Annotated in this window: 31 protein-coding genes and 1 tRNA gene; 14 read left to right on the plus strand and 18 right to left on the minus strand. The window is 71.9% G+C overall.

What is annotated here, in order from left to right; all coding sequences use genetic code 11:
- Positions 1 to 74: 74 nt before the first annotated feature.
- Positions 75 to 566 carry an FBP domain-containing protein gene (locus DW309_RS05370; RefSeq protein ID WP_136034836.1) on the minus strand — a complete coding sequence of 164 codons (492 nt, stop codon included), beginning with the start codon at positions 564 to 566 and terminating at the stop codon, positions 75 to 77.
- Positions 567 to 859: 293 nt separating this feature from the next.
- Here DW309_RS05370 and DW309_RS05375 point away from each other — a divergent pair, with 293 nt between their 5' ends.
- A complete protein-coding gene (locus tag DW309_RS05375; protein WP_136034834.1) occupies positions 860 to 1207 on the plus strand; it encodes a hypothetical protein in 348 nt (115 codons plus the stop codon).
- Positions 1208 to 1226: 19 nt separating this feature from the next.
- On the opposite strand, the gene DW309_RS05380 is transcribed toward DW309_RS05375, so the two are convergent.
- Complete coding sequence (locus DW309_RS05380) at positions 1227 to 1628, minus strand: four-helix bundle copper-binding protein (protein ID WP_136036669.1); 402 nt, start codon at positions 1626 to 1628, stop codon at positions 1227 to 1229.
- Between the two features lie 192 nt (positions 1629 to 1820).
- Here DW309_RS05380 and DW309_RS05385 point away from each other — a divergent pair, with 192 nt between their 5' ends.
- Complete coding sequence (locus DW309_RS05385) at positions 1821 to 2027, plus strand: CsbD family protein (protein ID WP_136044782.1); 207 nt, start codon at positions 1821 to 1823, stop codon at positions 2025 to 2027.
- A gap of 70 nt (positions 2028 to 2097) precedes the next feature.
- Here DW309_RS05385 and DW309_RS19385 read toward each other — a convergent pair whose 3' ends face one another.
- Complete coding sequence (locus DW309_RS19385) at positions 2098 to 2262, minus strand: hypothetical protein (protein ID WP_017829325.1); 165 nt, start codon at positions 2260 to 2262, stop codon at positions 2098 to 2100.
- Positions 2263 to 2383: 121 nt separating this feature from the next.
- Between DW309_RS19385 and DW309_RS05390 the strand changes: the two genes are divergently transcribed.
- From DW309_RS05390 to DW309_RS05410, 5 genes are all read left to right on the plus strand, one after another.
- Complete coding sequence (locus DW309_RS05390) at positions 2384 to 2650, plus strand: DUF7218 family protein (protein ID WP_136044783.1); 267 nt, start codon at positions 2384 to 2386, stop codon at positions 2648 to 2650.
- Positions 2651 to 2656: 6 nt separating this feature from the next.
- Positions 2657 to 3733: a carboxylate-amine ligase gene (locus tag DW309_RS05395; RefSeq protein WP_136044784.1), complete on the plus strand. Its 1077-nt coding sequence runs from the start codon at positions 2657 to 2659 to the stop codon at positions 3731 to 3733.
- Positions 3734 to 3771: 38 nt separating this feature from the next.
- The gene (locus tag DW309_RS05400; protein ID WP_136044785.1) at positions 3772 to 5187 is read left to right on the plus strand and encodes an MFS transporter; all 1416 of its coding nucleotides are present in this window, start codon (positions 3772 to 3774) and stop codon (positions 5185 to 5187) included.
- A gap of 130 nt (positions 5188 to 5317) precedes the next feature.
- Entirely contained in the window at positions 5318 to 6361 is a 1044-nt protein-coding gene (locus tag DW309_RS05405; protein WP_136044786.1) for an iron-containing redox enzyme family protein, read from the plus strand.
- Positions 6358 to 6591, plus strand: coding sequence for a CDGSH iron-sulfur domain-containing protein (locus DW309_RS05410; protein WP_136034818.1), 234 nt, complete (start codon positions 6358 to 6360; stop codon positions 6589 to 6591). Before DW309_RS05405 ends, DW309_RS05410 begins: the two co-directional genes overlap by 4 nt.
- Here DW309_RS05410 and DW309_RS05415 read toward each other — a convergent pair.
- On the minus strand, positions 6573 to 7352 hold the full coding sequence (locus DW309_RS05415) for a YggS family pyridoxal phosphate-dependent enzyme (RefSeq protein WP_136044787.1): 780 nt from the start codon (positions 7350 to 7352) through the stop codon (positions 6573 to 6575). The genes DW309_RS05410 and DW309_RS05415 overlap by 19 nt on opposite strands.
- A 76-nt stretch (positions 7353 to 7428) precedes the next feature.
- On the opposite strand from DW309_RS05415, the gene gabT reads away from it, so the two are divergent.
- Together gabT and DW309_RS05425 are read left to right on the plus strand one after the other, a co-directional pair.
- Positions 7429 to 8772, plus strand: coding sequence for a 4-aminobutyrate--2-oxoglutarate transaminase (gene gabT / locus DW309_RS05420; RefSeq protein ID WP_136044788.1), 1344 nt, complete (start codon positions 7429 to 7431; stop codon positions 8770 to 8772).
- Between the two features lie 28 nt (positions 8773 to 8800).
- Positions 8801 to 9520 (plus strand): glutamine amidotransferase, encoded by a 720-nt coding sequence (locus DW309_RS05425; protein WP_136044789.1) that lies wholly within the window; start codon positions 8801 to 8803, stop codon positions 9518 to 9520.
- A gap of 43 nt (positions 9521 to 9563) precedes the next feature.
- Here DW309_RS05425 and DW309_RS05430 read toward each other — a convergent pair whose 3' ends face one another.
- Positions 9564 to 10109 carry a carboxymuconolactone decarboxylase family protein gene (locus DW309_RS05430; RefSeq protein WP_136034809.1) on the minus strand — a complete coding sequence of 182 codons (546 nt, stop codon included), beginning with the start codon at positions 10107 to 10109 and terminating at the stop codon, positions 9564 to 9566.
- A 119-nt stretch (positions 10110 to 10228) separates the two neighbouring features.
- Between DW309_RS05430 and DW309_RS05435 the strand changes: the two genes are divergently transcribed.
- On the plus strand, positions 10229 to 11080 hold the full coding sequence (locus DW309_RS05435) for an AraC family transcriptional regulator (protein WP_136044790.1): 852 nt from the start codon (positions 10229 to 10231) through the stop codon (positions 11078 to 11080).
- Between the two features lie 2 nt (positions 11081 to 11082).
- On the opposite strand, the gene DW309_RS05440 is transcribed toward DW309_RS05435, so the two are convergent.
- The 5 genes from DW309_RS05440 to DW309_RS19390 form a co-directional block, all read right to left on the minus strand.
- Positions 11083 to 12195: a DegT/DnrJ/EryC1/StrS family aminotransferase gene (locus DW309_RS05440; RefSeq protein WP_136036661.1), complete on the minus strand. Its 1113-nt coding sequence runs from the start codon at positions 12193 to 12195 to the stop codon at positions 11083 to 11085.
- Positions 12196 to 12238: 43 nt separating this feature from the next.
- Positions 12239 to 12312: transfer RNA gene (locus tag DW309_RS05445), tRNA-Cys, on the minus strand.
- A 14-nt stretch (positions 12313 to 12326) separates the two neighbouring features.
- On the minus strand, positions 12327 to 13559 hold the full coding sequence (locus DW309_RS05450) for an aminotransferase class I/II-fold pyridoxal phosphate-dependent enzyme (protein WP_136044791.1): 1233 nt from the start codon (positions 13557 to 13559) through the stop codon (positions 12327 to 12329).
- Entirely contained in the window at positions 13556 to 14911 is a 1356-nt protein-coding gene (locus DW309_RS05455) for an aminotransferase class I/II-fold pyridoxal phosphate-dependent enzyme (RefSeq protein WP_136044792.1), read from the minus strand. The genes DW309_RS05450 and DW309_RS05455 overlap by 4 nt, the downstream gene beginning before the upstream one ends.
- A 41-nt stretch (positions 14912 to 14952) precedes the next feature.
- A complete protein-coding gene (locus DW309_RS19390) occupies positions 14953 to 15102 on the minus strand; it encodes a hypothetical protein (RefSeq protein WP_168387185.1) in 150 nt (49 codons plus the stop codon).
- Between the two features lie 170 nt (positions 15103 to 15272).
- Between DW309_RS19390 and DW309_RS05460 the strand changes: the two genes are divergently transcribed.
- Positions 15273 to 15962, plus strand: coding sequence for a DedA family protein (locus DW309_RS05460; RefSeq protein WP_136044793.1), 690 nt, complete (start codon positions 15273 to 15275; stop codon positions 15960 to 15962).
- An 18-nt stretch (positions 15963 to 15980) separates the two neighbouring features.
- Here DW309_RS05460 and DW309_RS05465 read toward each other — a convergent pair whose 3' ends face one another.
- Entirely contained in the window at positions 15981 to 17069 is a 1089-nt protein-coding gene (locus tag DW309_RS05465; RefSeq protein ID WP_136044794.1) for an alkene reductase, read from the minus strand.
- Between the two features lie 39 nt (positions 17070 to 17108).
- The gene (locus tag DW309_RS05470; protein WP_136036657.1) at positions 17109 to 17603 is read right to left on the minus strand and encodes a MarR family winged helix-turn-helix transcriptional regulator; all 495 of its coding nucleotides are present in this window, start codon (positions 17601 to 17603) and stop codon (positions 17109 to 17111) included.
- A 188-nt stretch (positions 17604 to 17791) separates the two neighbouring features.
- On the opposite strand from DW309_RS05470, the gene DW309_RS05475 reads away from it, so the two are divergent.
- Complete coding sequence (locus tag DW309_RS05475) at positions 17792 to 18787, plus strand: hypothetical protein (RefSeq protein WP_136044795.1); 996 nt, start codon at positions 17792 to 17794, stop codon at positions 18785 to 18787.
- The gene (locus DW309_RS05480) at positions 18778 to 19038 is read left to right on the plus strand and encodes a hypothetical protein (protein ID WP_168387186.1); all 261 of its coding nucleotides are present in this window, start codon (positions 18778 to 18780) and stop codon (positions 19036 to 19038) included. The genes DW309_RS05475 and DW309_RS05480 overlap by 10 nt, the downstream gene beginning before the upstream one ends.
- Positions 19039 to 19115: 77 nt before the next feature.
- On the opposite strand, the gene DW309_RS05485 is transcribed toward DW309_RS05480, so the two are convergent.
- The 6 genes from DW309_RS05485 to DW309_RS05505 all read right to left on the minus strand — a co-directional run bounded on the left by DW309_RS05485 (position 19116) and on the right by DW309_RS05505 (position 24979).
- Positions 19116 to 19571 carry a MarR family winged helix-turn-helix transcriptional regulator gene (locus DW309_RS05485; protein WP_136034793.1) on the minus strand — a complete coding sequence of 152 codons (456 nt, stop codon included), beginning with the start codon at positions 19569 to 19571 and terminating at the stop codon, positions 19116 to 19118.
- A gap of 1 nt (position 19572) precedes the next feature.
- Positions 19573 to 21201, minus strand: coding sequence for an MFS transporter (locus tag DW309_RS05490; RefSeq protein ID WP_372490598.1), 1629 nt, complete (start codon positions 21199 to 21201; stop codon positions 19573 to 19575).
- 173 nt (positions 21202 to 21374) lie between these two features.
- A complete protein-coding gene (locus DW309_RS05495) occupies positions 21375 to 21743 on the minus strand; it encodes a hypothetical protein (protein ID WP_136044797.1) in 369 nt (122 codons plus the stop codon).
- Between the two features lie 56 nt (positions 21744 to 21799).
- Positions 21800 to 21964, minus strand: a complete 165-nt coding sequence (locus DW309_RS19395; RefSeq protein WP_168387187.1) for a hypothetical protein — start codon at positions 21962 to 21964, stop codon at positions 21800 to 21802.
- 128 nt (positions 21965 to 22092) lie between these two features.
- A complete protein-coding gene (locus tag DW309_RS05500; RefSeq protein ID WP_136044798.1) occupies positions 22093 to 23412 on the minus strand; it encodes a flavin monoamine oxidase family protein in 1320 nt (439 codons plus the stop codon).
- A gap of 91 nt (positions 23413 to 23503) precedes the next feature.
- Complete coding sequence (locus DW309_RS05505) at positions 23504 to 24979, minus strand: MFS transporter (RefSeq protein ID WP_136044799.1); 1476 nt, start codon at positions 24977 to 24979, stop codon at positions 23504 to 23506.
- 159 nt (positions 24980 to 25138) lie between these two features.
- Here DW309_RS05505 and DW309_RS05510 point away from each other — a divergent pair.
- The coding region (locus tag DW309_RS05510) for a hypothetical protein (RefSeq protein ID WP_136044800.1) at positions 25139 to 25416 on the plus strand (278 nt) is incomplete at its 3' end.

The following is a 25416-nucleotide window of genomic DNA, read 5'->3' on the forward strand; positions in this document are numbered from 1 at the left end:
TGGATCGGGCGGACACCCCGGACCCGGCGGTGGCGGACCGGCGCTGAGGACGCACCGGCCCGCCGCCCACGGCCTCAGGCGGTCCCGGCCACCTCGGCCAGGAACCCGGTGACGTGCTCCTGCAGCCGGACGATCCGCAGGTCGCGCGCGAGCTCCCGGTCGTAGCCCTGGTACGCGAGGGGCGGCAGCATCCGCACCGAGCGGTTGCACTCGAACCCGGCGCAGGCCAGCACGCCGACCGAGTCGCCCTTGCGTCCGGCCGGACCGGCCTTGCGGGCGACGAACAGCTGCACGTCGTTGCGGAGGGTCACGTCTTCGCACCACGAGCACTGGGCGCGGGCGAGCACCCGCTGTTCGGCGCGCTGCAGCAGCACGCCCACCGGGGCATCGTCGACCCAGGTCACGACGTAGGCGCGACGGGGCTGCTTGGGGTCGGTCCAGCCGAGGAAATCGAGCCGATCGAAGTCGATGTCGGCGAAACCGGCGGGCAGGGTGAGGTCGGAGACCTCCTTGCGGGAGGCGTTGAGGAAGGAGGCGCGGATGTCGCGCTCGTCGAGGGGACGCATGGGTGTGTGCTTTCGGACGGTCGCCGTGCGGCGAGTCGGTTCAGGTGGAGGACCCCGGACAGGAGCCGGGTACGGTGCAGCACCGGGGACGGGGGTTCCGCCTCCGGCCGGTCCTCAGCCTCTGCCCGCGGCGCTGAACGCGCCTGCGGCTCCGCTCCGCGCCCCGAGGGCGCTCATCGACGACAGCACCCGGCGAGCCTACACCCGATTGTTTCGCCCGATGTCGCCCGCCCTCGCGTCCCGCCGCCCGCGCCGCCTACTGTGGCCGGAACGCCGAACCGAAGGAGACCACCGTGTCCACGTCGCCCCACCGCCTGTCACCCCTCGAGGTGAGCGAGCGTGCGACGTGCATGTGCCGCGCGGGTGGCCGCTGCTCCTCGATCGCACCGGGACACGCGCTGCACCTGATCCAGGCACGCCTGGCCGCCGCCACGCCCGCCGACTGGGCGGACGCGCTGGTCGAGTCCGCCGATCCGGTGACCGGCGACCTGGTCGTGCGCACCCTCGACGGCACCGCGCACGCGCTGTGGAACGGCTCCGGCGCCGCGCTCGAAGCGGCCGTCGGCACCCCCGTCGCCCTCCACCTCCCCTACGGCGTGCTGGCCGTGGGAGACGCGCGCTTCAACGTCGCCACCGTCTGACGGCGACCGTCCTGCCGCGTCAGGCGCTCGCCATCATCATGTCGCGCACGGCCATGCACGCGTTCATGCACGCCTGGCACGCCTGCGCGCAGAGGCGGCAGACGTCGCTGTGATCGGCGTGCTGCATGCACTCGTCCATGCACATCTGGCACATGGCGATGCACGCGTCGAGCATCGCCATCATCGTCGCGGGGGTCATGCCCTGCATCCGCAGCATCGACCGCATCATCGTGTGGCACATGTCGGCGCAGTTCATGCACGCGGGCGCGCAGTCCATCAGCTGCGTCGAGCACACGGTGCACGCCTGCTCGCACGCGGCGCACGCGTCCATGCAGGCCTGCAGCACCGCCATGTCCATCATCGCCATGTCGGGCATCGACTCCATGCTCTTCGACATCGCGCCCATCATCGTCGCGTCCATCGGGCTCCGCTCCCTTCGTCGAGGACAGCGGGCAGGACCACCCGCCTGGCGCCAGGCTAGCCGCTGCGGGGGCTCGCGTCGATGGGGGCGGAACGCTGACACGGCAGGGAGCGATTGTCAATCCCGTGGACCCTCGTCGCGGCCGATGCGAGGCTCGGAGAGCAATCGATCCGCCGAGGAGAGGAGCCCCACATGAGTGGCGCAGACGACATCAAGAACTCCGCCGAGAAGCTGGGCGGGAAGGTCAAGGAGGGCGTGGGCAAGCTCACCGACAACGAGAAGCTCGAGGCCGAGGGCCAGGCGGATCAGGTGAAGGCCGACGCCAAGCAGGCCGGCGAGAACGTGAAGGACGCCGCAGGCAAGGCCGGCGACAGCGTCCGGGACGCGTTCGACCGCTGATCCCGCCCCGCTGATCCCATGAAGAGGGGGAGGCCCGCCGGACCGGCGAGCCTCCCCCTCCGCACACGGGTCAGACCTTGCGGCTGCCGCTGATCGCTCGGATCAGCCAGGCGATCACGGCGATAGCCAGGAGCACCAGACCGACCCACAGCAGGAACTGGAGCGACTGCACCAGTCCTCCGGTGATCGCGAGGATCACGGCGATGACGATGACGATGATCAGGAGGATGTTCATCGGTCTTTCCCTTCTCTGGGGGCGCGGGCGCCCGACTGCGGTGCCCTCACGCTAGACCGCACGGACACCCTCGTTCGAGGGGGTTGACTTCCACCCTCCGAGTGCGCGAAGGAGCAGAGCAATGCCAGGAGCACGCAACAACTCCCTGAAGGACCCGGAGCTGTACGAAGAGCTCCGCGACGACGGAGCCTCGAAGGAGAAGGCTGCACGCATCTCCAACGCCGCCGCCAGGGACGGCCGCAGCACGGTCGGCCGCCGGGGCGGGAAGCACGGCGACTACGAGGACTGGACGGTCGCCGAACTGCGCAAGCGGGCCAAGGAGATCGGACTGACCGGCTACAGCGGGAAGCGCAAGGCGGAGCTCATCTCCGCTCTGCGCGACCACTGAGGCGGGATGGCGCGCTTCGGGATCGAGGAGGAGTTCCTCCTGCTCGATGAGAACTCGCTGCTGCCGGTCGGCCTGTCCGGCGACGTCCTGGAGCGCATCGGCGACCGCTCGCTGACCGGGCGGGTGACCACGGAGTACCTGGCGTCGCAGCTCGAGTGCCTCACCGAGCCGGTGTCGACCGCGGAGGCGGCGCGGCGCCAGTTGCGTGGCCTGCGCAGCCTGCTGGGCGAGCACGCACGCGCCCTCCACGCGGTGGCCGCCCCGACCGGGAGCCCGTTCACCACCGCGCGCTCGCCCCGGCTCTCCCCGTCACCGCACTACGACGACGTGGCCCGGCGGCTCGCGCACCTGACCCGCGAGCACGAGGTGAACGGCCTGCACGTGCACGTCGAGGTGCTCGACGAGGAGGAACGGGTGCGCGCGCTCAACCGCCTGCGCGGCTGGCTCCCGCTGCTGCTCGCGCTGAGCGCCAACAGCCCGTTCGCCCACGGCCTCGACGCGGGCTTCGCGAGCTGGCGGAGCATGCTCATCCGGCGACTGCCCTCATCGTGGTGCCCGCCGCGGTTCCACGACCTCGACGACTACCGCGCCCGGGTCGGGCAACTGCTCGCCCTGGGCACGATCGGCGAGGCCAGCTCGTTGTCGTGGGCGGTGCGGCTGTCCGAGCGATACCCCACCGTCGAGGCACGGATCGCCGACGCGCAGCTCACCGCCGACGATGCCGTGCTGTCGGCGCTGCTGTGCCGGGCGATCGCGCTGAGCACCGAGCAGCGGCTGGCCGAGGAACGCATCGACGCCCTGGACGCGTCGGTGTGGACGGCGGCGCGGGCCGGGATGGGCGCACGCATCGTCGACCCGCTGTCGGGCGAGGTCGCCGACGCGTGGGCGGTCGCGGAGGGCCTGCTCGCCGATATCCGCCCGGTGCTGCAGCAGCTCGGTGACGAGGCCACGGTCGACGAGGCCCTGGGACGCCTGCGCGCGGAGGGAACCGGCGCCGAGCGGCAGCGGACCGCCTACCGCGACGGCGGTCGCGAGGGGCTCACGGAACTGCTCCGCGCGGGGACGGAGACCGCGTCGGCCTGATCCGCCCCGGCGTCCGCGGCCGGGAGTAGGGTCGGCTCGTGGCCTCCTTCGCCCCCCTCCAGCGGCTCGTCATCGCGATCGCGGTGCTCGCGTCCTTCGTGACCTTCCTCGACGGCACGGTGGTGAACGTCGCGCTGCCCGCCATCAGCCGTGAGCTCGGCGGCGGCATCACCACGCAGCAGTGGGTGGTCGACGCCTACCTCATCACTTTGAGCGCGCTGATCCTGCTGGCGGGGTCGCTGTCCGACGCGTATGGCCGGGTGGTGGTCATGCGCATCGGCCTGATCGCGTTCGGCATCGCGTCGATCGCGGTCGCCGCGGCGGTCGACCCGCTCATGCTGATCGTCGCCCGCGCGGCCCAGGGCGCGGCGGGCGCCCTGCTCGTGCCGAGTTCCCTGGCACTGATCACGGCCACGATGCGCGGCGACGTGCAGGCGAGGGCCATCGGCGTCTGGACGGCCTTCACGACCGCGGCGCAGCTCGTCGGGCCGCTGCTGGGCGGGCTGTTCGTCGACTTCCTGTCGTGGCGGTTCGTGTTCCTCATCAACGTGCTGCCCATCGGCGTGACGCTGCTGCTGCTGGCTCGACTCCAGCTGCCCGAGCGGCCCCGCGGCGTCGGGGTGGACTGGTGGAGCGGTGCGCTGTGCGCCGTGGGACTCGGCGCGGTCGTGTTCGCCCTGATCGAGCAGCCGAACCTCGGATGGGGCTCGCCCGCGATCTGGGTCCCCGCGGTCGCGGGCGCCGCCCTGTTCGCGGCGTTCCTGCTGCGCCAGCGCCGCTCGGCCGCCCCGCTCATGCCGCTGTGGCTGTTCCGCGTGCGCGACTTCGGCTGGGGCAACCTCGCGACGCTGTTCGTGTACGCCGCGCTCTCGCTCAACGGCTTCGTGGTCGGGGTGTACCTGCAGCAGGGCGCCGGGCTCAGTGCCACCGCCGCGGGTCTCGCGAGCCTGCCGATGACGAGCCTCATGATCCTGGTGAGCTCGCGCGCGGGAGGGTGGGCGGGGCGCTGGGGTCCGCGCATCTTCATGACGATCGGTCCGCTGATCATGGCGGCCGGTGCGCTGATGCTGCTGACCGTGTCCGCCGAGTTCGACTACTGGTGGCAGGTGCTTCCCGCCATGGTCGTGATGGGGCTGGGCCTCTCGCTCACGGTCGCTCCGCTGACGGCCGCGATCCTCGGCGCGATCGACGAGAACCACTCGGGCATCGCCTCGGCCGTGAACAACGCGGTCTCGCGCGTGGCCGGACTCCTGGTGGTGGCGATGCTGTCGACGATCGTCGGCGGCGCCCTCGACCTCGACGGTTTCCACAGCGCCGCCTGGGTCACGGCCGCGCTCCTGGTGCTGGGCGGCGTGGTGTCGTGGATCGGCATCCGTCGCAACCCGTCCGAAGACCCGACGGCCTCCGCGGAGGGCGCCCCGGCTCCGGCCCCGCCCGTGCCCGGTCGCGGCTGAGAGCACGAGACGTCCGCGCGCAGGAGCGCGGTCGCTGCATGCCTCCCCGACGGCTCGGCGTCAAGTCCCTGGCTCCGTTCGCGCGCCCGCGCGATGATGCCGGTGATCGATCCGATGGGAGCCCCTCCACATGACCGTCTCCACCCTCGACACCGACACCGCCGTCGGATTCTCCCCGCGCGGCCCGCTGTCGGCCGCCGTGCTCTCCTGCCTCGTCCACGGCGACGACAGCGTCGACCTGCCGGAGCTCGCGGCGACCGCCGTGGCCGAGACCACCGACGTCGTCCGCGACGACGACATCCAGCTCGCCCTGTTCGTGCTGTACGCGTCGTCGTACGGATCGCTTCCCGCGCTCGACGCATCGCGGGAGTGGGACGCGGGCGTCATCACCGCCCGCCGCCTCCTGGAAGACGCGTTCGAGGCGGCCCTGCGCCAGACCGTGCCGGTGCCGGAGCTGCCCGAGCCGACGGTCGACGCGGTAGGCCGGGCCCTGTTCGCGCTCGCCGCCGCCGACACCGGACCGAGCGTGGCGCGCTACATCGCCAAGACGGCCACGCGGGAGCAGGCGGAGGAGTCGCTGATCCTCCGCTCGATCTACACGCTGCGCGAAGCCGACCCGCACTCGTGGGCGATCCCGCGTCTGACCGGCCGGGCGAAGGCGGCCCTCGTCGAGATCCAGTCGGACGAGTACGGCGGCGGCCGGCCGCAGCGCGTGCACGCGGAGCTGTACGCCAGGGCCATGCGGGCCGCCGACCTCGACGACACGTACGGCGCCTACGTCGACGACGCCCCCGCGATCACGCTCGCCTCGCACAATCTGATGACCCTGTTCGGGCTCAACCGCCGGCTGGTCGGCGCCATCGTCGGGCACCTCGCCGCGTACGAGATGACGTCGTCGATCCCGTGCCGCTTCTACGCGGACGGGCTACGGCGCCTCGGCTTCACCGACGAGGTGGCCGCCTACTTCGACGAGCACGTGGAGGCCGACGCGGTGCACGAGCAGATCGCGGCGCGCGACCTCGCCGGCAGCCTGGCGGAGGATCGCCCCGAGGTGCTCGGCGACATCGTGTTCGGGGCCGCCGCGTGCCTCACCGTGGACGGCTGGGCGGGACAGCACATGCTCGACGCCTGGGCGACCGGCGCCTCGGCGCTGCGCGGGCAGGAGTCGTCATGAGTGGTCGCGACGAGCCGGTCACCGTCACCCCCTACCCGGACGGGCCCCTGCTCGTCCGCGGCGACATCGAGCTGCGGTCCGCGGACGGCGCGCTGATCGACCCCGGCCGCCGCACGGTCGCGCTGTGCCGCTGCGGCCTGTCCGCCGTGAAGCCGTTCTGCGACGGCACTCACAAGGCGGCCGGCTTCCGGACCGACGACGAGGGGCCGCGTCAGCCCTCCGGCCAGTAGTAGCTGTCGGGCAGGGCGCGCGCGCCGAAGATCGCCTGCCCGACCCGCACGCACGTCGCCCCCTCCTCGACCGCGATCTCGTAGTCGCCCGACATCCCCATCGACAGCTCCCCGTCGCCGATCAGGTCGGGATCGTCCGCCCTGGCGCGGTCGCGGAGCTCGCGCAGCACGCGGAAGCACGCGCGCACCCTGGTCTCGTCCGGGGTGAGGATCGCGAGCGTCATGAGCCCGCGCACCCGCAGCGACGAGTACACCGGCAGTGCCTTCAGGAACCCGGACAGCTCCGCGGGCGGCATGCCGAACTTCGAGTCCTCCGCGGAGGTGTTCACCTGCACGAATACGTCGAGACCGCGACCGGCCGCCTGCAGCCTTCGGTCCAGCGCCTCGGCGACCCGGAGCCGGTCGAGTGCCTGGAACTCGTGCGCGAACGCGGCGACATCGCGCGCCTTGTTGGTCTGCAGGTGTCCGATGATCGCCCACGAGACGTCGAGGTCTTCCGTCTCACGGTGCTTGCGCACGGCCTCCTGCACCTTGTTCTCGCCGAGGAGCCGCAGCCCGGAGTCGATCGCGATGCGCACCCGCTCGGTCGGCACGGTCTTGCTGACCGGCAGCAGCCGCACGCTCGCGGCATCGCGCCCGGCGCGGTCGGCGGCGGCGTCGATGCGCGCCCGGACGGCGGCGACGTTGGCTCGGAAGTCGGCGACGGTGGTGGCCGTGGGGTAGCGGGCGGAGGTGTTCTCCTCGTCGACTGACTTTGACATAGGCCAAAATCTAACATAGCTTCGAGTCACGCCGCGCGCCCGCCGGCCGTCGCCCTCCCTCCGAAGGAGTCCGCCCATGACCGTGCCCGGCCTGTTCTCCGACACCGCCCTGATCACCCCGCGCCTGCGCACCGAGGTGCCCGGCCCCCGCAGTCGCGCGCTGCACGAGAGGCGCCTGCGCGTCGTGCCCCGCGGCGTCGGCAGCGTGCTGCCGGTCTACATCGAGCACGCCGACGGTCCGTGGGTCACCGACGTCGACGGCAACCGCTTCCTCGACCTGGGCAGCGGCATCGGCGTGACCACGATCGGGCACACCAACCGCGCGGCGGTCACCGCGGCGGCGGATCAGCTCGACCGCGTCACCCACACCCTCTTCACGGTCACCCCCTACGAGGGCTACGTGCACCTCGCGGAGCTGCTCGCCGCGCACACCCCCGGCGACCACGAGAAGCGCACGATGCTCGCGAACTCCGGCGCCGAGGCCGTCGAGAACGCCGTGAAGATCGCCCGCAGGCACACCGGCCGCCGCGCCGTCGCCGCTCTCGATCACGCGTTCCACGGCCGCACGAACCTGGCGCTCGCGATGAACCACCGGGCCGTGCCGTACGGGGCGGGCTTCGGCCCGTTCGCGCCCGATGTGCACCGCGTCCCCAACTCCTACCCGTACCGCGACGGCCTGAGCGGCGCCGAGGCGGCGGCCCGCACGATCGGCTACCTCGAGCAGCGGATCGGCGCGGGCGACCTCGCCGCCGTCATCGCCGAACCCATCCAGGGCGAGGGCGGCTTCGTCGTGCCCGCCGACGGCTACCTGCCCGCGCTGCAGGAGTGGTGCACGCGCCACGGCGTGGTCTTCATCGCCGACGAGATCCAGACCGGCCTGGGCCGCACGGGCACCTGGTTCGCAAGCGAGCACTTCGGCCTCGTGCCCGACCTCGTGCTCACCGCGAAGGGCATCGCGGCCGGACTGCCGCTCGCGGGAGTGACCGGCCGCGCCGAGATCATGGACGCACCGGACCCCGGCGGACTCGGCGGCACGTTCGGCGGCAACCCCGTGTCGATCGCCGCGGCCGTCGCGGTGTTCGACGAGCTCGCGGAGGGCGAGTTCTTCGACGACGCTGACCGCATCGGCGCGCACCTGCGGGCACGGCTGACCGAGCTGGCGTCGCGCCACCGGATCATCGGCGACGTCCGCGGGATCGGGGCGATGCAGGCGTTCGAGCTGAGCGAGCCCGGCACCACGCGGCCCCTCGCGGGTGCCGCGACGGCCATCGCGGAGTTCGCCGCGCAGCGAGGCATCCTGCTCCTCACCGCGGGCAGCGACGGCAACGTCATCCGTTTCCTCCCCACGCTCACCACGACCGACGCGCAACTCGACACGGCGGTGAGCGTGATCGACGACGCCCTCGCCGCACTCGGCTGACCGCGACTCCCACCCGACCAGGAGACCCATGAGCGCATCGACCCTCACGCGCACCGCCCTCGCTCTGCGCCATGTCGCGTTCGAAGACCTCGGCATCCTCGCGCCGCTGCTGGAGGAGCGCGGCTACCGCGTCCGGTATCACGACGCCGGCGTCGACGAACTCGACCGGGCCGAGGTCGCCTCGGCTGATCTGGTGGTGGTGCTCGGCGGCCCCATCGGCGTGTACGACGACGACCGCTACCCGTTCCTCGCCCCCACGAAGGACGCCCTGTCGGCACGACTCGCGGCGGACCGTCCCACGCTCGGGATCTGCCTCGGCGCCCAGGTGCTCGCCGAGGCGCTGGGGGCTCGGGTCGCCCCGACGGGCGGCGTCGAGATCGGGTACGCGCCCGTGGACCTCACCCCGGACGGGCGCACCTCACCGCTGTCGGCGCTGGACGGCGAGCCCGTGCTGCACTGGCACGGCGACGCCTTCGAGATCCCCTCGGGCGCGCGCCACCTCGCCCGCACGCCCGGCTTCCCGCACCAGGCGTTCTCGCGGGGTCGTGCGCTCGGGCTGCAGTTCCACGTCGAGGCCGACCACCGCACGATCGAGCGCTGGCTGATCGGCCATGCGCACGAGCTGCACCACCGCGGCATCGACCCCCGCTCGATCCGGAGACAGGCGGCCGCGCACGGCCCCCGACTCGAGCACCGCGCGCGTACGGCGATCGGAACCTGGCTCGACGAGGTCGAGCCCGCGCACTGAGAAGGGGCCGGATCCCCCGCGGATCCGGCCCCTTCCCGTGTCGTCACGCGGCGCGACGCAGCGGCACCGTCGGGAAGTCGATCGGCACGTCGAGCGCGAGGTTCACGTAGTTCGTGAACAGGTTGAGCGCCACCTGGCCGATCGTCTCGACGATCTCCTCGTCGCTCCAGCCCTGGGCGCGCACGGCGTCGACCTCGGCGGAGCTCACCTGCCCGCGCTGCTCGACCACCGCGAGCGCGAAGGTCAGCAGGGCCGCGGTGCGCGGGTCCTCCGAGGTGCCCTCCTGCGCCGCGGCGAGCGCGTCGGCGGAGAGCCCGGCCTTCTTGCCCAGCGCGGTGTGCGCCGCGAGGCAGTAGCCGCACGAGTTGCGGTTGGCGACGGCCACCGCGATCTGCTCGCTGAGCGCGGCTCCGAGCGAACCGCCCCCGTAGGCGCCGAACGCGCTCCACATGCTGGTCAGCGCGGCCGGGGAGTTCGCCACGGCCCGGAACATGGCGGGGACCGCGCCGAACGCGGCACCGATCTGGTCGAGCTGGTCCTTGACGGGTCCGGTGGCGGCGTCACGGTCGATGAGAGGGACATTGGGCACGGGATGCTCCTTTGTTCGATCGGGCCGGGTGTCGACCCGCCCTCAGTCTTCTCGAATCCCCCGGACGATACGCATCATCTGGTCTTGCATTCACCGCAGATCGTCCAGAGAATGGAGAGGTGCCACCCCTCGACCGCCTCACACCCCTGCTCGATCGGTTCCGCGTGCGCACGCGGCTCTTCCACACCGGGCCCCTGTGCGGCACCACGGAGTTCGCGGCAAGCCGAGGACAGGGGTTCCTGCACGTGCTGCGCCGCGGCGAACTGGAGCTGACGTATCCGCGCGTCGACGGCGGCCGTGCGCGCGAGCGCATCACCCGCCCGAGCCTGCTGTTCTTCCCCCGCCCGCTCGACCACACGTTCCTCAACGCCCCGACCGCGGACTCCGACTTCGCGTGCGCCACGATCGACGTCGACGGCGGTGCCACCCACCCCCTCGTCCGCACGCTGCCGCCCGTGATCGTGCTGCCCCTCGACGAGGTCGCCACCCTCTCCCCCGCGCTCGACCTGCTGTTCGCCGAGGTCGACAACGTCCGCTGCGGTCGCCCGCTGCTCGCCGACCGCCTCTTCGAGGTCGTGCTGATCCAACTGCTGCGGTGGATGCTCGACCACCCCGACGGCCTCGCCCTGCCGCCCGGGCTGCTGCCGGGCCTCGCCGACGAGCGGCTCGCCCCCGCCCTGGTCGCGATGCACGAGGCCCCCGGAGAGGCCTGGACGCTGGAGGCCCTCGCCCGCCGCGCCGCCCTGTCGCGCAGCGCCTTCGCGGCCCGCTTCAAAGAGGTCGTCGGCCGGGCGCCGGGCGACTACCTCACCGAGTGGCGGCTCACGATCGCGCAGGAACAGCTCCGGGCGGGCATGACGGTCAGCGCGGTCGCCGCGGAGCTCGGCTACGCGAGTGCCTCCGCGTTCTCCCGGGTGTTCACGCAGCGTCTCGGCCACTCGCCGCGTGCGTGGCTCGGTCTCGCCGCGTAGCTTCATCCGCCCGCCGACATCGTGGCGGTGAGCCCGGAGACGACGCGGTCGAGCTCGCCCTCCGTGAGCGAGGGATGTACGGGGATCGACAGCACCTCGGCCGCGGCCCGCTCGGTCTCCGGCAGCTCCACGCCCTGCGCGTAGCGCGTGAGAGACGGCAGTCGGTGGTTCGGGATCGGGTAGTACACGCCCGTGCCCACGCCGTGCTCCTCGCGCAGCGCCTCGCGCACGCGGTCGCGCTCCCCGTCCGCGATGCGCACGGTGTACTGGTGGTACACGTGCTCCGCCCCCTCCGCGACCCGCGGCACGGTGAGCCCGTCGATGCCGTCGAGCGCGGCGTCGAGCACGGCAGCGTTGCGCTGCCGCTGCGCCGTCCAGGCCGCGACCTTGCGCAGCTGCACCCGGCCCACCGCCGCGTGCACCTCGCTCATGCGGTTGTTGTAGCCGACGATCTCGTTGGCGTACTGCGTCTCCATGCCCTGATTGCGCAGAAGCCGCACACGGCGGGCGATGCCCTCGTCCGCACAGGCGACCATGCCGCCCTCGATCGCCGTCATGTTCTTCGTGGGGTACAGGCTGAACATCGCGAACGACCCGATCGTGCCGGCAGGGCGACCCCGCCACGACGCGCCGTGGGCCTGCGCGGCGTCTTCGAAGATCGCGAGGCCGTGCGCCGCGGCGACCTCTTCGATCCCGTCGACCAGGAACGGGTGGCCGTACAGATGCACCGGCATGACGCCCTTCGTGCGCGGAGTGACGAGTGCGCGCACGTGCTCCGGATCGAGCGTGAAGTGCACGGGCTCGATGTCGGCGAACACCGGGGTGGCGCCGGCGAGCACGACCGAGTTCGCGACGGCGGCGAACGTGAACGACGGCACGATCACCTCATCCCCCGGCCCGACGCCCGCCGCGATCAGTCCCAGCAGCTGCCCGCTCGTCCCGGAGTTCACGGCCACGGTCGTGCGCCCGCGGAGGAACTGGGCGGCGAACTCCTCCTCGAACGCCGCGACCTCGGCGCCCTGCGCGAGCATGCCGCTGCGCAGCACCCGCTCGACCGCAGCCACCTCCTCATCGCCGATCAGGGGTTTCGCGGCGGGGATGAGCTGGTCGTGCATGGCGGTGTCCTTCGTCGTCTGGGTCGGCTCGGGCGAGCCGGTCTGGAGGTGGAGGCAGGAATCGAACCTGCGTACACGGTCTTGCGGACCGCGACCTGGCCACTCGGTCACTCCACCGGGCCTCTACGGCGTCAGCTCCCCGGCGGAGAGTAGCCCTGGAGGAACCCGCCGAAGCGCCGCAGTGCATCCACCAGCACCGGCGCCTCCGGCAGGAACGCGATCCGCAGGTGGTCGGGCCGCGGCCAGTGGAACCCGCGGCCGTGCGCCAGGAGGATCCCCTCCGCGTCGAGCAGGTCGAGCACCAGACGCTCGTCGTCGAGCACCGGGTAGCGCGCGGGGTCCAGCCGCGGGAAGAGGTAGAGCCCGCCGCCCGCCTCCGTCACCTCGACACCGGGGATCGCCCGCAACGCGGCGGTGGCGGCGTCGCGCTGCACCGTGAGCCTGCCGTCGGCGGCGACCAGGGCGTCGAGCGAGGTGTCGTGCTCCAGCGCCGCGGTGATCGCGTGCTGCGCCGGCACGGAGGCGCACATGCGCAGCGAGGCCAGCAGCCGCAGTCCGGACAGGAACGGGTCGTCGGGCGCGAAGCCGCAGGTCACCGCCCACGCGGCGCGGTACCCGGCGACGCGATGGGTCTTGGACAGTCCCGCGAACGTCACGCACGGCTGATCCGACGCGACCGCCGCCATCGACAGGTGCGCGTGCCCGGGATAGACGACCCGGTCGTAGATCTCGTCGGACAGCAGCAGGAGCCCGTGCCGTCGCGCCAGCTCGGCGATGCCCTCCAGCGTGCGCCGGTCGTACACCGCGCCCGTGGGGTTGTTCGGGGTGATGACCACGATGGCCACCGTGCGCGGGCCGATCAGCGCGGCCATCGCGTCGAGGTCGGGCAGCCAGCCCTCCTCCTCGACGCAGGGGTAGTGCACCGCGGTGCCCCCGGCGAGCACCGTGGACGCCGTCCACAGCGGGTAGTCCGGACTCGGCACGAGCACCTCGTCACCGGGTTCGAGCAGCGCCTGCAGCACGAGGCCGACCAGCTCGGAGACGCCGTTGCCCACCGTGACGTCGTCGAGGTCCACCCGCGGGAAGCCCGTGCGCCGGGCGTAGTGCGCCGCGATCGCCTCCCTGGTCTCGACCAGGCCGAGCGACTCGGAGTATCCGTGCGCGTGCGGCAGGGCGGCCCGCAGCGCCTCCACGATCACCGTCGGCACCTCGAACCCGAAGGGCGCGGGGTTGCCGATGTTGAGCCGCAGGATCTCCTCGCCGCGGGCCTCGAGCTCCGCGGCCCGCGCGGCCACCGTGCCGCGCAGGTCGTACTGCACGCCGTCGAGCCGCGACGAGCGCCCGACGCGCAGCACCCCGGTCATCCCGCGGACTCCCGCCCCGCGACCGTGACGACCGCCGCGACATCGTCGGCCAGGCGCTGCAGGTCGTCGTCGTCGAGGTCGTGCACCGTGAGGCGGAGGTGGCGGGCGCCCGGCCCCCCGTGCTCGAGCGCGAAGTCTGCTCCCGAGCGCACGAGCCAGCCGCGCGCGGCGAGACGTTCGGCCGCGCGCGCGGCATCGTCGTGCGCGTCGAGCCACACGTTGAGCCCGGCCCCGTCGTCGGCCGCGATCCCGCGCTCGCGTAGCAGTGCGACGAAGTCGGCGTGGCGGGCGGCGTAGTGCGCGCCGGCCCTGGCGATCTGCTCCCGCACATCGACATCGCGCAGCATGCCGGCGGCGAGACGCTGCATCACGTGACTGACCCACATCGTGCCGGGGCTCAGTCGCAGGGCCAGGCGTCCGGCCGTGACCGGGTCGGACGCCGTGACAGCGAGACGCAGGTCGGGTCCGAGGAACTTCGACACCGAACGGACCAGGGCCCAGCGCTCATGGGTGGGCGCGATGATGCTGGCGTAGGGCGTGGGGGCGAGCAGCGAGAAGTGGTCGTCCTCGATCAGCAGCACGTGCGGGTAGGGGGCGAGCACGGCGCGCAGTTCGGCCGCGCGCGCGGGGGTGATGCTCGCGCCCGTCGGGTTGTGGGCGCGGGGCGTGCAGACGATCGCGCGCACCCCGCTGTCGAGGGCCGCGCGCACGCCGTCGACCGTCATCCCCTCGGCATCGACCGGGATGGCGACGGGGGCGTACCCCGCGAGCCGCGCGGTCTGGATGCTGGAGAGGAAGCACGGGTCCTCCAGCCCGACGCGGTCACCCTGCACGAGCGTCTGGGCGAGGAGCCGCTCGACCGCGTCGACCGCCCCCGCCGTGACCGAGAGCCGGAACGGGCGCGGGTGGTCTTCGGCGATCCACGTGGTCGCCCATTCGGCGAGCTCGGGGTCGATGACGGACTCGCCGTACAGCACGTGCTCGGGGCGCACGGTCGCGAACGCCGCGGCGAGGTCGGGCAGCAGCGCCGCCTGCGGGTTGCCGCTGCCGATGTCGCGCAGCACGGTGCCCGGCGTGAAACCCTCGTCGGGACCGGTCCCCGGGCCGAGCACGGTGGTGCCGGTGCGCCCGCCCGTGGCCGCGATGCGCGCGACGACGAGGGCCCGATAGGCCGCCAGCACCGTGTTGCGGTTGACGCCGAGGCGCTCGGCGAGGGCGCGCACGGAAGGCAGCTGGTCGCCGGCGGCGAGGGCGCCGCGCTCGACGAGGTCGCGGATGCTGTCGGAGATCTCAGCGGCAGTCGACCCGGCGATCCGGTCGTGGAGGGGATCGCGCGAGTCTTCCGAGGCCATGCCTCGACCGTAGGCCAGATATTGACCTATGTCAAAGTCGGCTAGGGGCGGTCGTCCACCTCCACGCCGTCCTCCCGCTCCTCCTCACCGAGGTCGGTGACGTCGACCTCCGGGGCGTCGCCCTCGCCGTTGTTCGCCGTCGGCGGTTCACCGTGGAACCCGGTCGTTTCGTCGCGTCGCTGATCGGACATGTCTCCTCCTCGGGGTCGGATGTCCCAGCATCGGCCGACCGGACCTGCGCGCACCAGCACCTTGACAGGACGCGCGAGCGTGCGGCACCCGCGCAGGTGGAGTCCAGGGAGGGGCGATACCGTGCAGGGGACCCCCGCACGATCACCGCGATCCCCCGACAGAGGACACGATGACCCACGGCACCCTCGCCCTCGCCGCCCCCCAGTCCGGATACGAGGGCTTCATCGGCTGGGTCCTCAGCCTGATCGAGTCGCTCGGCGAGGTCGGCGTCGGGCTGGCCGTGCTCATCGAGACCTTCGTGCCGCCGATCCCCTCGGAGGCGATCCTCCCCGCCGCCGGCTTCCTCGCGTACGACGGACGCATGAGCGCGTGGGGCGCCTGGGCGGCCGCCACGATCGGCGGTCTCGTCGGGGCCTGGATCTGGTACGCGATCGGTGCCGCGATCGGCCGGGACCGCACACGACATCTCGTCGGTCGCATCCCCCTGCTCGACCACGACGACTTCGACAAGGCGGAGGCGTTCTTCCAGCGGTGGGGTGGCCGCGCGGTGCTGCTCGGCCGGTGCGTGCCGCTGGTGCGCTCCTTCATCTCCATCCCGGCCGGCATCGAGCGCATGGCCCTGTGGCGCTTCACGCTCTACACCACGGTCGGGTCGGCGGTGTGGAACGGCATCTGGATCGGCCTGGGCTTCGCGTTCGGCCCCGCGATCCGCCCGATCCTGGAGCAGTGGAGCGGCCTGCTCTCCGACATCGCGGTCGGCGCCATCGTTGTGCTGCTCGTGGTCTTCATCGCGCTGCGCATCCGGCGGCGGATGCGCGAGGCGGCCGCGCGGCGCGAGCAGGAGGAGGGGCCGGCCTGACGCCGACCCCTCCCGCCGTCAGTTCTCGGAGCGCACGCCCTCGAGCGACGGGTAGTCCACGTACCCCTCGGCCGTGGAGCCGTAGAAGAGCTCGGGACGCGGCTCGTTCAGCTCCGCGCGGGTGCGCCAGCGCTCCACCAGGTCGGGGTTCGCGATCACCGGGCGGCCCGCCGCGACCGCGTCGGCCCACCCCTCCGCCACCAGCTCCTCCGCGGACTCCCGCGTGGTGGGCACGCCGAAGCCCGTGTTGACGATCAGCGGCGCGCCCGCCACCCGGCGGAGGTGCTGCACGAGGTCGCCCGACGGCTCGGCGTGGAGCACGTCGAGGAACGCGAGGCCGAGCGGCGCGAGCCCCTCGGCGACCGCGGTGTATGTGGCCCGCACGTCATCCGCGTCGTCTTCCAGAACACCCTGGATGCCGTGCTGCGGCGACAGGCGGATACCCGTGCGGTCCGCGCCGACCGCGGCCGCGACGGCCGCCGTGACCTCGATCGCGAAGCGCGCGCGGTTCTCGGGCGACCCGCCGTAGCGGTCGTCGCGCACGTTCGACACCGGCGACAGGAACTCGTGCACCAGGTAGCCGTTCGCGCCGTGCACCTCGACCCCGTCGAAGCCCGCGGCGACCGCGTTGCGCGCGGCCTGCGCGAACTGCTCCACGACCACGGGGATCTCGTCGAGCGTGAGCGCGTGCGCGACGGGAAGGTCGCGCTTCCCCTCCGGCGTCCGGGTCTGGCCGGGGGCGGCGAGGGCGCTCGGCCCCACGACGCGCGGCTCACCCGAGATGGCGGGGTGCCCGACGCGTCCGCCGTGCATGAGCTGCATCACGATCGTGCCGCCGGCCGCGTGGACGGCGTCGGTGATGCGACGCCACCCCTCGATCTGGGCGGGGGTGACGATGCCCGGCTGACCCGGGTAGGACATGCCCTCACGGGCGGGCCAGGTGCCCTCGGAGACGATGAGGCCCTGCCCGGCCCGCTGGCGGTAGTACTCCTCCATGACCGGCGTCGGCACGCCGTCGGCGCCGGCGCGGGTGCGCGTGAGGGGCGCCATGACGACGCGGTTGGACAGCGGCAGGGCGCCGAGGATGGCGGGGTCGTAAAGAGTCACAGTGGGGACCAATCCCCGCAGCGCCCGCGGTATTCCCGCTCAGCCGCCGCCGAGGTCGGCCAGCAGGGTCGCGAAGTGGTCGAGATCGGCGGTCGACCACTTCCGCAGTCGTTCGCCGATCCGCCCCTCGTAGCGGGAACGCGCGAGTGCCACCCGCTCCTGCGCGAGGGGCGTCGCCACGAGCCGACGGGCACGACGGTCCTCCGGGTCGGGGATGCTCTCGACGAGCCCGAGCTGTTCGAGCTGCCGCACCTGCCGGCTGACGGCGGACTTGTCGGTCTGGAGCCGCTCGATGAGGGCACCGGCCGTCGCCGCCTTGCCCGACAGGATCGAGGTGAGCACCTGATAGCCGAGCGGCTGCAGCTCGGGATGCACCGTCACCGCGGCCTCGCGCCAGGCGACGCGGATGCGGGCGATCAGTCGCCCGAGCTCGTGCTCGACGCGCACCACGGCGGCGTGATCGACGTCGATCTCCGACGACGCGGAGGTGTCGACGGCGCCCTCGCCGGGGGCGGGGTCGGACGGGGCACTCATGCCGCCAGTGTACGGCGAAGCCCCGCCACCTCCGGGGTGGCGGGGCTTCGGGCGGGCGTCGTCACACAGGGTGGTGCCGCGATGGTGGCGTGCTCCTTGTCCACCGTAGGGGGGACAAGGAGCAGCGATGAGTGGCACGGTGGTCACACGTAACATTTTATCGGCGGGACTGAGAGGATGGACATCAGGTGATCAACCGAAAGAGCACCTTCACCGCCGCGTCGATTGTGGTCGCGTCGACCGTTGGGTTGATGAGCATCGCGTCGCCAGCGGCCGCCGACGACGATCCGACCCATGACGCAGCTACTCCCGATCACATCTCGTCCCTCGTTGAGAGGGCCGCAGATGCGGCTGGTGCTAGTGCCACACCCACCGGGACACCCTCGACGGTCGAGGTGGCGGTCCCCGACCATGCTTCCGACGGAATTGCAGTCCATACTCCCGACGGCTCGGAGTATGCCGTTTCTAGCCCCACTCAACTCTCGCTTGAAAGCGGCGTGGTCGCCGCTGACGGCAGCACTGTGTACGTGGGTAAGGACGGGCAGCCCGACGTGACGGTGGCACCGCTCAACGACGGCGTCCGAATCTCGACCGTGCTCTGGGACAAGACTCAGACCAGCACCTTCGATTATCGGTTGCCCCCTGGCGTGAACGGGGAGATTCTTCAGGACGGCAGCGTGCTTCTCACTCGATCCTCCGTGGGTGATTTTGACGCAGTTTCCACCACGGTCGCCACCGTCGTCGGCAAGATCGAGCCCGCGTGGGCGATCGACGCGGATGGACGATCAGTGCCGACCGCGTATGCACTCGCTGACGGCGTTTTGAGGCAGACAGTCGACACCGCCGGAGCGAGGTTCCCCGTCGTCGCAGATCCAAAGTGGGGCTTCTCGGGGCCGCTACAGGTGCGAGTACGGTGGAACCGCGCAGAGACGGCCACCATCGCGAACGGCGGTTGGGGCTCGGCGGGAATGACCGGGGTGTGCGCGTCCGCCGGTGGGGCTCTCGCGGGTGCCGCCGGCGCTGCCATCCTCGGGGATGGCTGCCTACTCACGAGCTCGCCCGCCATCTACACTGCCGGTGTGGCACAGAATTCGACGCCAAAGCGTTGCCTCGAGGGCTTCCTCACCTACGTTCCCGGGGTCAGCATCGTGGTGCCCTGGTACGGAACGTACGCATGCCGATGACGGAGAACTCCTACCGAAAATCGCTACGCACGCGGATGCGGGTGCTTTTCTCGCCCGCACGCTCGGCGCTCTTCGCCGGGGCGCTCCTCGTCGCCGTCATCGGGAACATCCTCTACATACGCGATGACGGCGCGCCCGAATGGCTCGGAGCACTGTCGGTGAGCCCGATCTTCGCGTTCCTCTTCTGGGAACTCGCCACCGACATGCGTCGACGACGCGATGATCGCGAGCGTGAAGAGCGAGAGCCGTAGCCCGACGACACCTCATGCCGCCAGTGTACGGCGAAGCCCCGCCACCTCCGGGGTGGCGGGGCTTCCGGCGGGCGTCGTCACACCTCCGACAGCAGCCGGAAGGCCTTCGACGCGGCCTCGATCTCGCGCGGCGTGAGCTGGTCGATCACGGCCCGCAGCCGGGTGCCGTACTCGCGACGGACCTCGGCGAGCGCGGTGCACGCCCCCGGGGTCGCGGTGAGCACCCGCAGCCGGCCGTCACGCTCGTCGGGGTGGGAGTCCAGCAGCCCCAGCTCCTCGAGCATCCGCACCTGGCGGCTGACGACCGACTTGTCCATGTCGAAGCGCTCGGCGAGCTCGTGCGCATTGGCCGACCCGGCCCTGTCGATGAACGTGAGCAGCTTGTACCCCGCCACCGGGAGCTCCGGGTGGACCCGGGCTGCGGATTCCTTCCACAGCGACCGGGTCCGCGCGAAGATCAGGTTGAGGTGCGCCTGCAGGTCGCTGAGCGCCGTGTCGACGTCGGCAGTGCCGACCGCGTCGGGGGCGATCATCTCAGCGCTCCCGCGTCCGATCCTCGCGCTCGAGCACGCCCACCGTTCCCGTGGTGGTCGCCGGCTCGGCCCGCGTGGTACGGATCGTGCCCGTGGAGAGCGAGGCGCCCACCTCGGCCTCCGACACCTCGATGACCGACTCCTCGGCCTGCTCGCGCAGCTGCTCCGCGGCGTTCTTGGTGGACAGCGGCTTGTTCTTGATGAACGCGATCGCGATGATCGAGATCACGGCGAGCGGGATGGCGATGATGAACGCGTCGGCGATGCCGTGGCCGTAGGCGCTCTCGACGATGGAGCGGATGGCGTCGGGCAGCTGGCCCACCTTCGGCACGTCGCCCGAGGCGAGGTGCTTCAGCGCGTCGACCTCCGCCTGACTCGACGGGGTGAAGCCCTCGAGCCCGTCCTTGACGTACGTCGCGACGCTCGAGGAGAGCAGCGATCCCATCACGGTCACGCCGATGGTGCCGGCGATCGTGCGGAAGAAGTTGACGTTCGACGACGCGGCGCCGAGCTGACGCGGATCGGTGTCGTTCTGCACGATGAGGGTGAGGTTCTGCATGACCATGCCGAGGCCGGCCCCGAGCACGAACATGTAGACGGCGACCAGGATGAACGGGGTGTCGTAGCGCAGCGTGGACATGAGGCTCACGCCGACCGTGGCGAGCACGGAGCCCGTGAGCATCCAGCCCTTCCACTTGCCGAAGCGGCTGACCAGCTGGCCGATGATGATCGACGCACCCATCTGCCCGATGATCATCGGGATGGTCATGAGGCCGGACTCGGTGGGCGTGGCGCCACGGGCGAGCTGGAAGTACTGCGCGAGGAACACCGAGGTGGCGAACATCGAGACGCCGATCGCGATGGAGGCGATGACCGACAGCGTGAACGTGCGGTTGCGGAACAGCGACATCGGCACGATCGGCTCCTTCACGAAGAACTCGACCGCCACGAACCCGGCGATGGCGACGCCGGCGATCACGGCGAGCACGATGCTCGTCGAGGAGTCCCAGTCGAACTGGTTGCCACCCATCGACACCCAGATGAGGAGGCTGGACACGCCCACGGCCAGGAGCACGATGCCGAAGTAGTCGATCGACACCTTCGTGTCGCGCTGCGGCTTGGGCAGGTGCAGCGTGAACTGCAGCAGCACGAGCGCGACGATCGCGAACGGGACGCCGACGAAGAAGTTGGCGCGCCAGCCCCACGCGTCGGTGATGACGCCGCCGAGCAGCGGGCCGCCGATGGTGCCGAGGGCCATGATCCCGCCGACGACGCCCATGTACTTGCCGCGCTCGCGCGGCGAGATGATGAGGGCGACCGCGATCATGACCAGCGACATGAGCCCGCCGACGCCGATGCCCTGGATCACCCGCACGGCGATGAGCATGTTCGTGTCGGTGGAGAACCCGGCGATCACGGTGCCGACCGTGAAGAGGATCAGCGAGATCTGGATGAGCACCTTGCGGTCGACGAGGTCGGCGAGCTTGCCCCAGATCGGGGTGGAGACGGCGGTGGCCAGCAGGCTCGCGGTGATGACCCAAGTGTACTGGGACTGCGTGCCGCCGAGGTCGGCGATGATGACCGGCATCGAGGTCGACACCACGGTGCCCGAGAGCACGGCGACGAACATGCCGACGATGAGGCCGGAGATCGCGGTGAAGACCTCGCGGGCCGAGCGCGTGGCGTCGGCCGGAGAAGAAGAGGTGTGTGACAAGGGGGAACGCTCCTGCGTAGAAAGTTGATCGAGATCAACCATACGCCGATGGTTGCGAAAACGCAACTATCCCGGGAGCCCGGTCCGCGTCAGCCGCAGAACGCCCCCAGCGACTCGTGCAACTGCTCCACGGCCTGGATCGTCTCCGGAGACTGGAGGTCTCCCAGTCCATCGATCTGATCGGCACCCGAGGCGATCACGTCCCCCAGGTGGCCGTCGATCCCGGCCGCCAGATCGTCGAGCGTCGCCACCAGCCGATCGCGCGCGGCATCCGCCTGCTCTGCGGTCGCCCCACCCTGGTCGAGCAGACCCTGGTACTGCGCGTAGGCGTCGTCGATCGTGGCGCACGCGCCCTGCACATCGACCCCGAGGGCGTCGCCGGCCGCCTGGGTGACCTGCGAGCAGCCCGCGAGGAGCCCGGCGGTGAGGAGGAGGGGGACGACGGCGAATCGGCGCATGACCCGAGGGTAACCCGGGCCACCTGGACCGATCCTGACCCGCCGCCCCCGCGGGGTCAGCCGCCCGACGGGTTGTCGAGCGGGCGCCCCTCGTCGTCGGTGGTCTCGCGCTCCAGCACCTCGTCCGTCGTCTCGCCGCCCTCGTCGGGAGCGCCACCCGAGGCGGTGTCGGCCTCTTCGTCGGCCCCCGGCGTGCCCTGCGTGTTCTGCGGATCACTCATGTCGTGCCTCCTCTGTCTGGTGCCCCGACGCTACGCGCGCGACCACGGCCGAGCGCAGGGGCTTGACCGCCGTCGCGCCAGGCCCCACACTCCCGCGAGCACGAGCCCGCCCGTCGAGCACCCAGGGGTCAGTCGGCCCAGAGCCGCTCGATCGGGACGGCCGCGCCCAGGATGCGCTCGGCGGCGCGGTGACCGGACAGCATCGCGGCCGGCACGGTCGCGGGGTCATCTGTCCAGGTGGCCTCCCCGGCGAGGTGCAGCACGCCCCCGATCGGCGTCGCGAGATCGTCGTGGTCGGCGGTCGTGGAGCCGAGCGTCATGTACGCGTACGAGCCGTGCGCGAACGGGTCGTCCTGCCACGCGGTGCGGTGCACGGCCACCGGCTCCACGGCCCGGTCGCCGTACAGCCGCCGCAGCTGCGCCATGACCGAGGCCACGACCTGCTCGTCTGCCCAGTCCCTCGTCGCGGTCGCCGCCGGCCCCGCCGCGAAGGTCAGCAGCGTCGGACGCCCGTGCGCTGCGGTGAGGTCGTACCAGGAATGCCACCAGCGGCCCTCCGGGCCCTGCTGCCGGATGGCGTAGACGCCCTCGTCCCAGAACCGCTCGGGAAAGCGCAGGAACACCTTCTCGAACGCGTTCATGCGCAGCCGTCCGAGCGCGTCGGCGTTGGCCGAAGGCAGCGGGGGCACGATGTCGACCGCCCCGGAGTGGAGCACCCCGACCGGCAGCGTCACCACGGCGGTGTCGCCCGCGAACACGCCGCGCCCCGTGTGCACCAGCACCCCGTCGGTCCAGTCGACGCCCGTCACCACGTGGCCGAGCCGCACGTCGAGACCCTGCGCCAGCCGTTCGGGCAGCGCGCCGTAGCCGTCGGGGAACACGACCTCGTCGCCGTCGATCTGGTCGTCGTCGAGCCCGTGCGCCGCGAGGTCCTCGATCCACGCGCCGTACTGCTCCTCCGCGCGGTGCTCCAGATACTCGCGCACGCGCTGGGTGCGATCCGCATCCCACCCCTGCCGCGCCAGGGCCTCCTCCGTGGCCTCGCGGTACGAGGCCTCGGGCGCCGACGCCGCGATGACCTCGGGCAGGACGGCATCGACCGCGTGCACGTCGGCCGCGAAGGCACGGGCTGCCTCATCGGGCAGCCGCCGCCCGTCCACGCCGTAGTTCGCGATCGGACGACCGTCGACCTGGTAGCCGCCCACCGTGAACTCGACCGTGCGCATGCCGAAGGCCGCGGCCGCCGCCGCCACCGGGCTCCCGTCGACGCCGTGGATCCACGAGGCGCCGAGGTCGGTGGCGCCGTCCGTCCGATCCGTGTGCACGCGACCGCCGACGCGGTCCCGAGCCTCCAGCACGACCACCGTGCGCCCGGCGTCCTGCAGCAGCCGTGCCGCGGTCAGTCCCGCGACCCCGGCTCCGACCACGACCGTGTCGACCCGTTCCATGATTCCTCCCGCGGCGGGACATCGGCGTCCTCGCCTCGACGATACCCATCGCCGCCCGCCGCCACCGCCCCATCACCTCGACGGACGCCGGTCACCCCGCGTCCGGCGCCCGACGCGGGACCGCCGTGGTGGCGGGCGTCGCGTCGTCCGCGTCGTCTGCGTCCGCGCGAAGCCCGATGCCCCAGCTCGCTCCGCGCGCCAGCATCATGCCGAGCACGGACACGACCGCGAAGGTCAGCATCAGCAGCCGCGCTGAGCCGACCATGTCGGGCAGCGCCAGGTTCACGAGCACGCCCGCCATCGCCGCGCTGAAGGCGCTCGCGATGAGGAACACCGTGTTGACGGCGGCCGCCGCCTTCGCCCCCTCCTCCTCATCGCGCGTGCTGCCGAGCGCCGCGACCGTGAGGTGCGGGAATCCCAGGCCGATCCCCGCGCCGGCGACGAACAGCGTGACGAACCACAGCGCGACGACGAGTGCCGACGGCCCCTCGTGCTGGAGCAGCCCGTACGCGGCGAGCCCGAGCGCGACCGTGAGCGGGCCGACCGTGATGAGCACCCGCCGGGACCGGACCCCCGTGGCGTTCGCGGTGAACATCTGCGTGACGGACCACCCGAGCGACAGCGCCGCGCCGAGCAGCCCGGCGACGAACGGCATCAGTCCCCCGATCTCCTGCCCGAAGAGCGGGATGAACGCCTCCGTGCCGATCGCGAAGGCCAGCACCGCGACCGTCAGGTACACCCACCCGAGGGAGGAGCCGCGCACGAACGTGACCCGGGGGAGGATCCCGACGCGGCTGCGCTTCTCGTGCCGCACGAACCACAGGGCGAGCACGACGCCCACGACCAGCGCGACGCCCGTGCCGACACCCGCGGGCACGACGCCGGCGACCCCGACCGCCGCCACTCCGCCGGCGAGCAGCACCAGCGACCCCCACGGCACCGACTCGCTCGAGCGGGCACGGGCGGTCTGCGGCAGCGCGCGGACCACGACCAGTCCGATCAGCGCCGACAGGACGGCGAGTCCGACGAACGGCGCGCGCCACGCGTCGAGCTGCGCGAAGATCCCGCCGACGACGGGGCCGACGATGTTGCCCACGCCCCACATGGCCGACACGAGAGCAGCGCCGCGGGCCCAGAGCCGCTCCGGCAGGGCACGCTGGATGAGCGCATAGCCGAGACCGGCGAGCAGGCCGCCGCCGAGCCCCTGCACGGCGCGCCCGACGAGCAGCGCCGACATCCAGGGGCTCACCGCGCACAGGAGCGAGCCGAGGGCGAACAGCCCGAGCGCCAGCAGGTAGGCCCGCACGGCGCCCTGACGGGTGAGGATGCGGCTCACGAGCATCGCGCTCACGACCGACGCGAGCAGGAAGGTCATCATCGTCCAGGCGTAGAACTCGGCCCCGCCGATGTCGCCGACGATCGTGGGCAGGAGACTCGTGGTGAGGTAGACGTTGCTCGCCTCGAGCAGCACGCCGCCGGCGAGCACGGCGGCGATCGGGGCGTAGCGACTGCTCAGCAGCTCGCGCCAGCTCCCGCTGACCGGTGTGGACGTCTGTGGTGAGGACATGAGCATTCCTTTGTAGCGTCGGCGGAGGTCGATCACCTCCGTGGCGCCGGTGCTCGGCGGCCTTCCGTCACGGTATGACCTCAAGTAATGTTGAGGTCAAGCGGCAGCGCCGCACGGACCGGTTTGGAACCGGATGCGGCCGGGATGCGGATACCTCTTGTGACCTACGACAACGACATCATCCGCGACTCGATCACGTCGGCGGAGCGCTTCGCCGAGATCTTCGAGCGACATATCACCGCCGTCACCGCTCGGCCACCACACACATCCGCTATGCAGAGACGGAGTCCGCTCATGGACATCTTTGACCAGGTCAGGGAGATCCGGCCCACCTATCCCCCTTCCCCCCAGGCGCCCCGCCGGGCGCTGCACCAGGAGATCGCCCGCTCCCGGCGCTCGCGCCCCCTCCGCCGCATCGCGGTGGTCTCGCTCGGCGG

Source organism: Microbacterium sp. K41, from assembly GCF_004794395.1.
Taxonomy (GTDB): Bacteria; Actinomycetota; Actinomycetes; order Actinomycetales; family Microbacteriaceae; genus Microbacterium; species Microbacterium sufflavum.

Excerpts from the sequence above, each read along its gene's own strand:
- DW309_RS05370 (WP_136034836.1), bottom strand. The coding sequence starts at position 566 with ATGCGTCCCCTCGACGAGCGCGACATCCGCGCCTCCTTCCTCAACGCC.
- DW309_RS05380 (WP_136036669.1), bottom strand. The coding sequence starts at position 1,628 with ATGGACGCGACGATGATGGGCGCGATGTCGAAGAGCATGGAGTCGATG.
- DW309_RS05385 (WP_136044782.1), top strand. The coding sequence starts at position 1,821 with ATGAGTGGCGCAGACGACATCAAGAACTCCGCCGAGAAGCTGGGCGGG.
- DW309_RS19385 (WP_017829325.1), bottom strand. The coding sequence starts at position 2,262 with ATGAACATCCTCCTGATCATCGTCATCGTCATCGCCGTGATCCTCGCG.
- DW309_RS05390 (WP_136044783.1), top strand. The coding sequence starts at position 2,384 with ATGCCAGGAGCACGCAACAACTCCCTGAAGGACCCGGAGCTGTACGAA.
- DW309_RS05395 (WP_136044784.1), top strand. The coding sequence starts at position 2,657 with ATGGCGCGCTTCGGGATCGAGGAGGAGTTCCTCCTGCTCGATGAGAAC.
- DW309_RS05405 (WP_136044786.1), top strand. The coding sequence starts at position 5,318 with ATGACCGTCTCCACCCTCGACACCGACACCGCCGTCGGATTCTCCCCG.
- DW309_RS05410 (WP_136034818.1), top strand. The coding sequence starts at position 6,358 with ATGAGTGGTCGCGACGAGCCGGTCACCGTCACCCCCTACCCGGACGGG.
- DW309_RS05415 (WP_136044787.1), bottom strand. The coding sequence starts at position 7,352 with ATGTCAAAGTCAGTCGACGAGGAGAACACCTCCGCCCGCTACCCCACG.
- gabT (WP_136044788.1), top strand. The coding sequence starts at position 7,429 with ATGACCGTGCCCGGCCTGTTCTCCGACACCGCCCTGATCACCCCGCGC.
- DW309_RS05425 (WP_136044789.1), top strand. The coding sequence starts at position 8,801 with ATGAGCGCATCGACCCTCACGCGCACCGCCCTCGCTCTGCGCCATGTC.
- DW309_RS05440 (WP_136036661.1), bottom strand. The coding sequence starts at position 12,195 with ATGCACGACCAGCTCATCCCCGCCGCGAAACCCCTGATCGGCGATGAG.
- DW309_RS05450 (WP_136044791.1), bottom strand. The coding sequence starts at position 13,559 with ATGACCGGGGTGCTGCGCGTCGGGCGCTCGTCGCGGCTCGACGGCGTG.
- DW309_RS05455 (WP_136044792.1), bottom strand. The coding sequence starts at position 14,911 with ATGGCCTCGGAAGACTCGCGCGATCCCCTCCACGACCGGATCGCCGGG.
- DW309_RS19390 (WP_168387185.1), bottom strand. The coding sequence starts at position 15,102 with ATGTCCGATCAGCGACGCGACGAAACGACCGGGTTCCACGGTGAACCG.
- DW309_RS05460 (WP_136044793.1), top strand. The coding sequence starts at position 15,273 with ATGACCCACGGCACCCTCGCCCTCGCCGCCCCCCAGTCCGGATACGAG.
- DW309_RS05470 (WP_136036657.1), bottom strand. The coding sequence starts at position 17,603 with ATGAGTGCCCCGTCCGACCCCGCCCCCGGCGAGGGCGCCGTCGACACC.
- DW309_RS05480 (WP_168387186.1), top strand. The coding sequence starts at position 18,778 with ATGCCGATGACGGAGAACTCCTACCGAAAATCGCTACGCACGCGGATG.
- DW309_RS05485 (WP_136034793.1), bottom strand. The coding sequence starts at position 19,571 with ATGATCGCCCCCGACGCGGTCGGCACTGCCGACGTCGACACGGCGCTC.
- DW309_RS05490 (WP_372490598.1), bottom strand. The coding sequence starts at position 21,201 with ATGTTCGTCGCCGTGCTCTCGGGCACCGTGGTGTCGACCTCGATGCCG.
- DW309_RS05495 (WP_136044797.1), bottom strand. The coding sequence starts at position 21,743 with ATGCGCCGATTCGCCGTCGTCCCCCTCCTCCTCACCGCCGGGCTCCTC.
- DW309_RS19395 (WP_168387187.1), bottom strand. The coding sequence starts at position 21,964 with ATGAGTGATCCGCAGAACACGCAGGGCACGCCGGGGGCCGACGAAGAG.
- DW309_RS05500 (WP_136044798.1), bottom strand. The coding sequence starts at position 23,412 with ATGGAACGGGTCGACACGGTCGTGGTCGGAGCCGGGGTCGCGGGACTG.
- DW309_RS05505 (WP_136044799.1), bottom strand. The coding sequence starts at position 24,979 with ATGTCCTCACCACAGACGTCCACACCGGTCAGCGGGAGCTGGCGCGAG.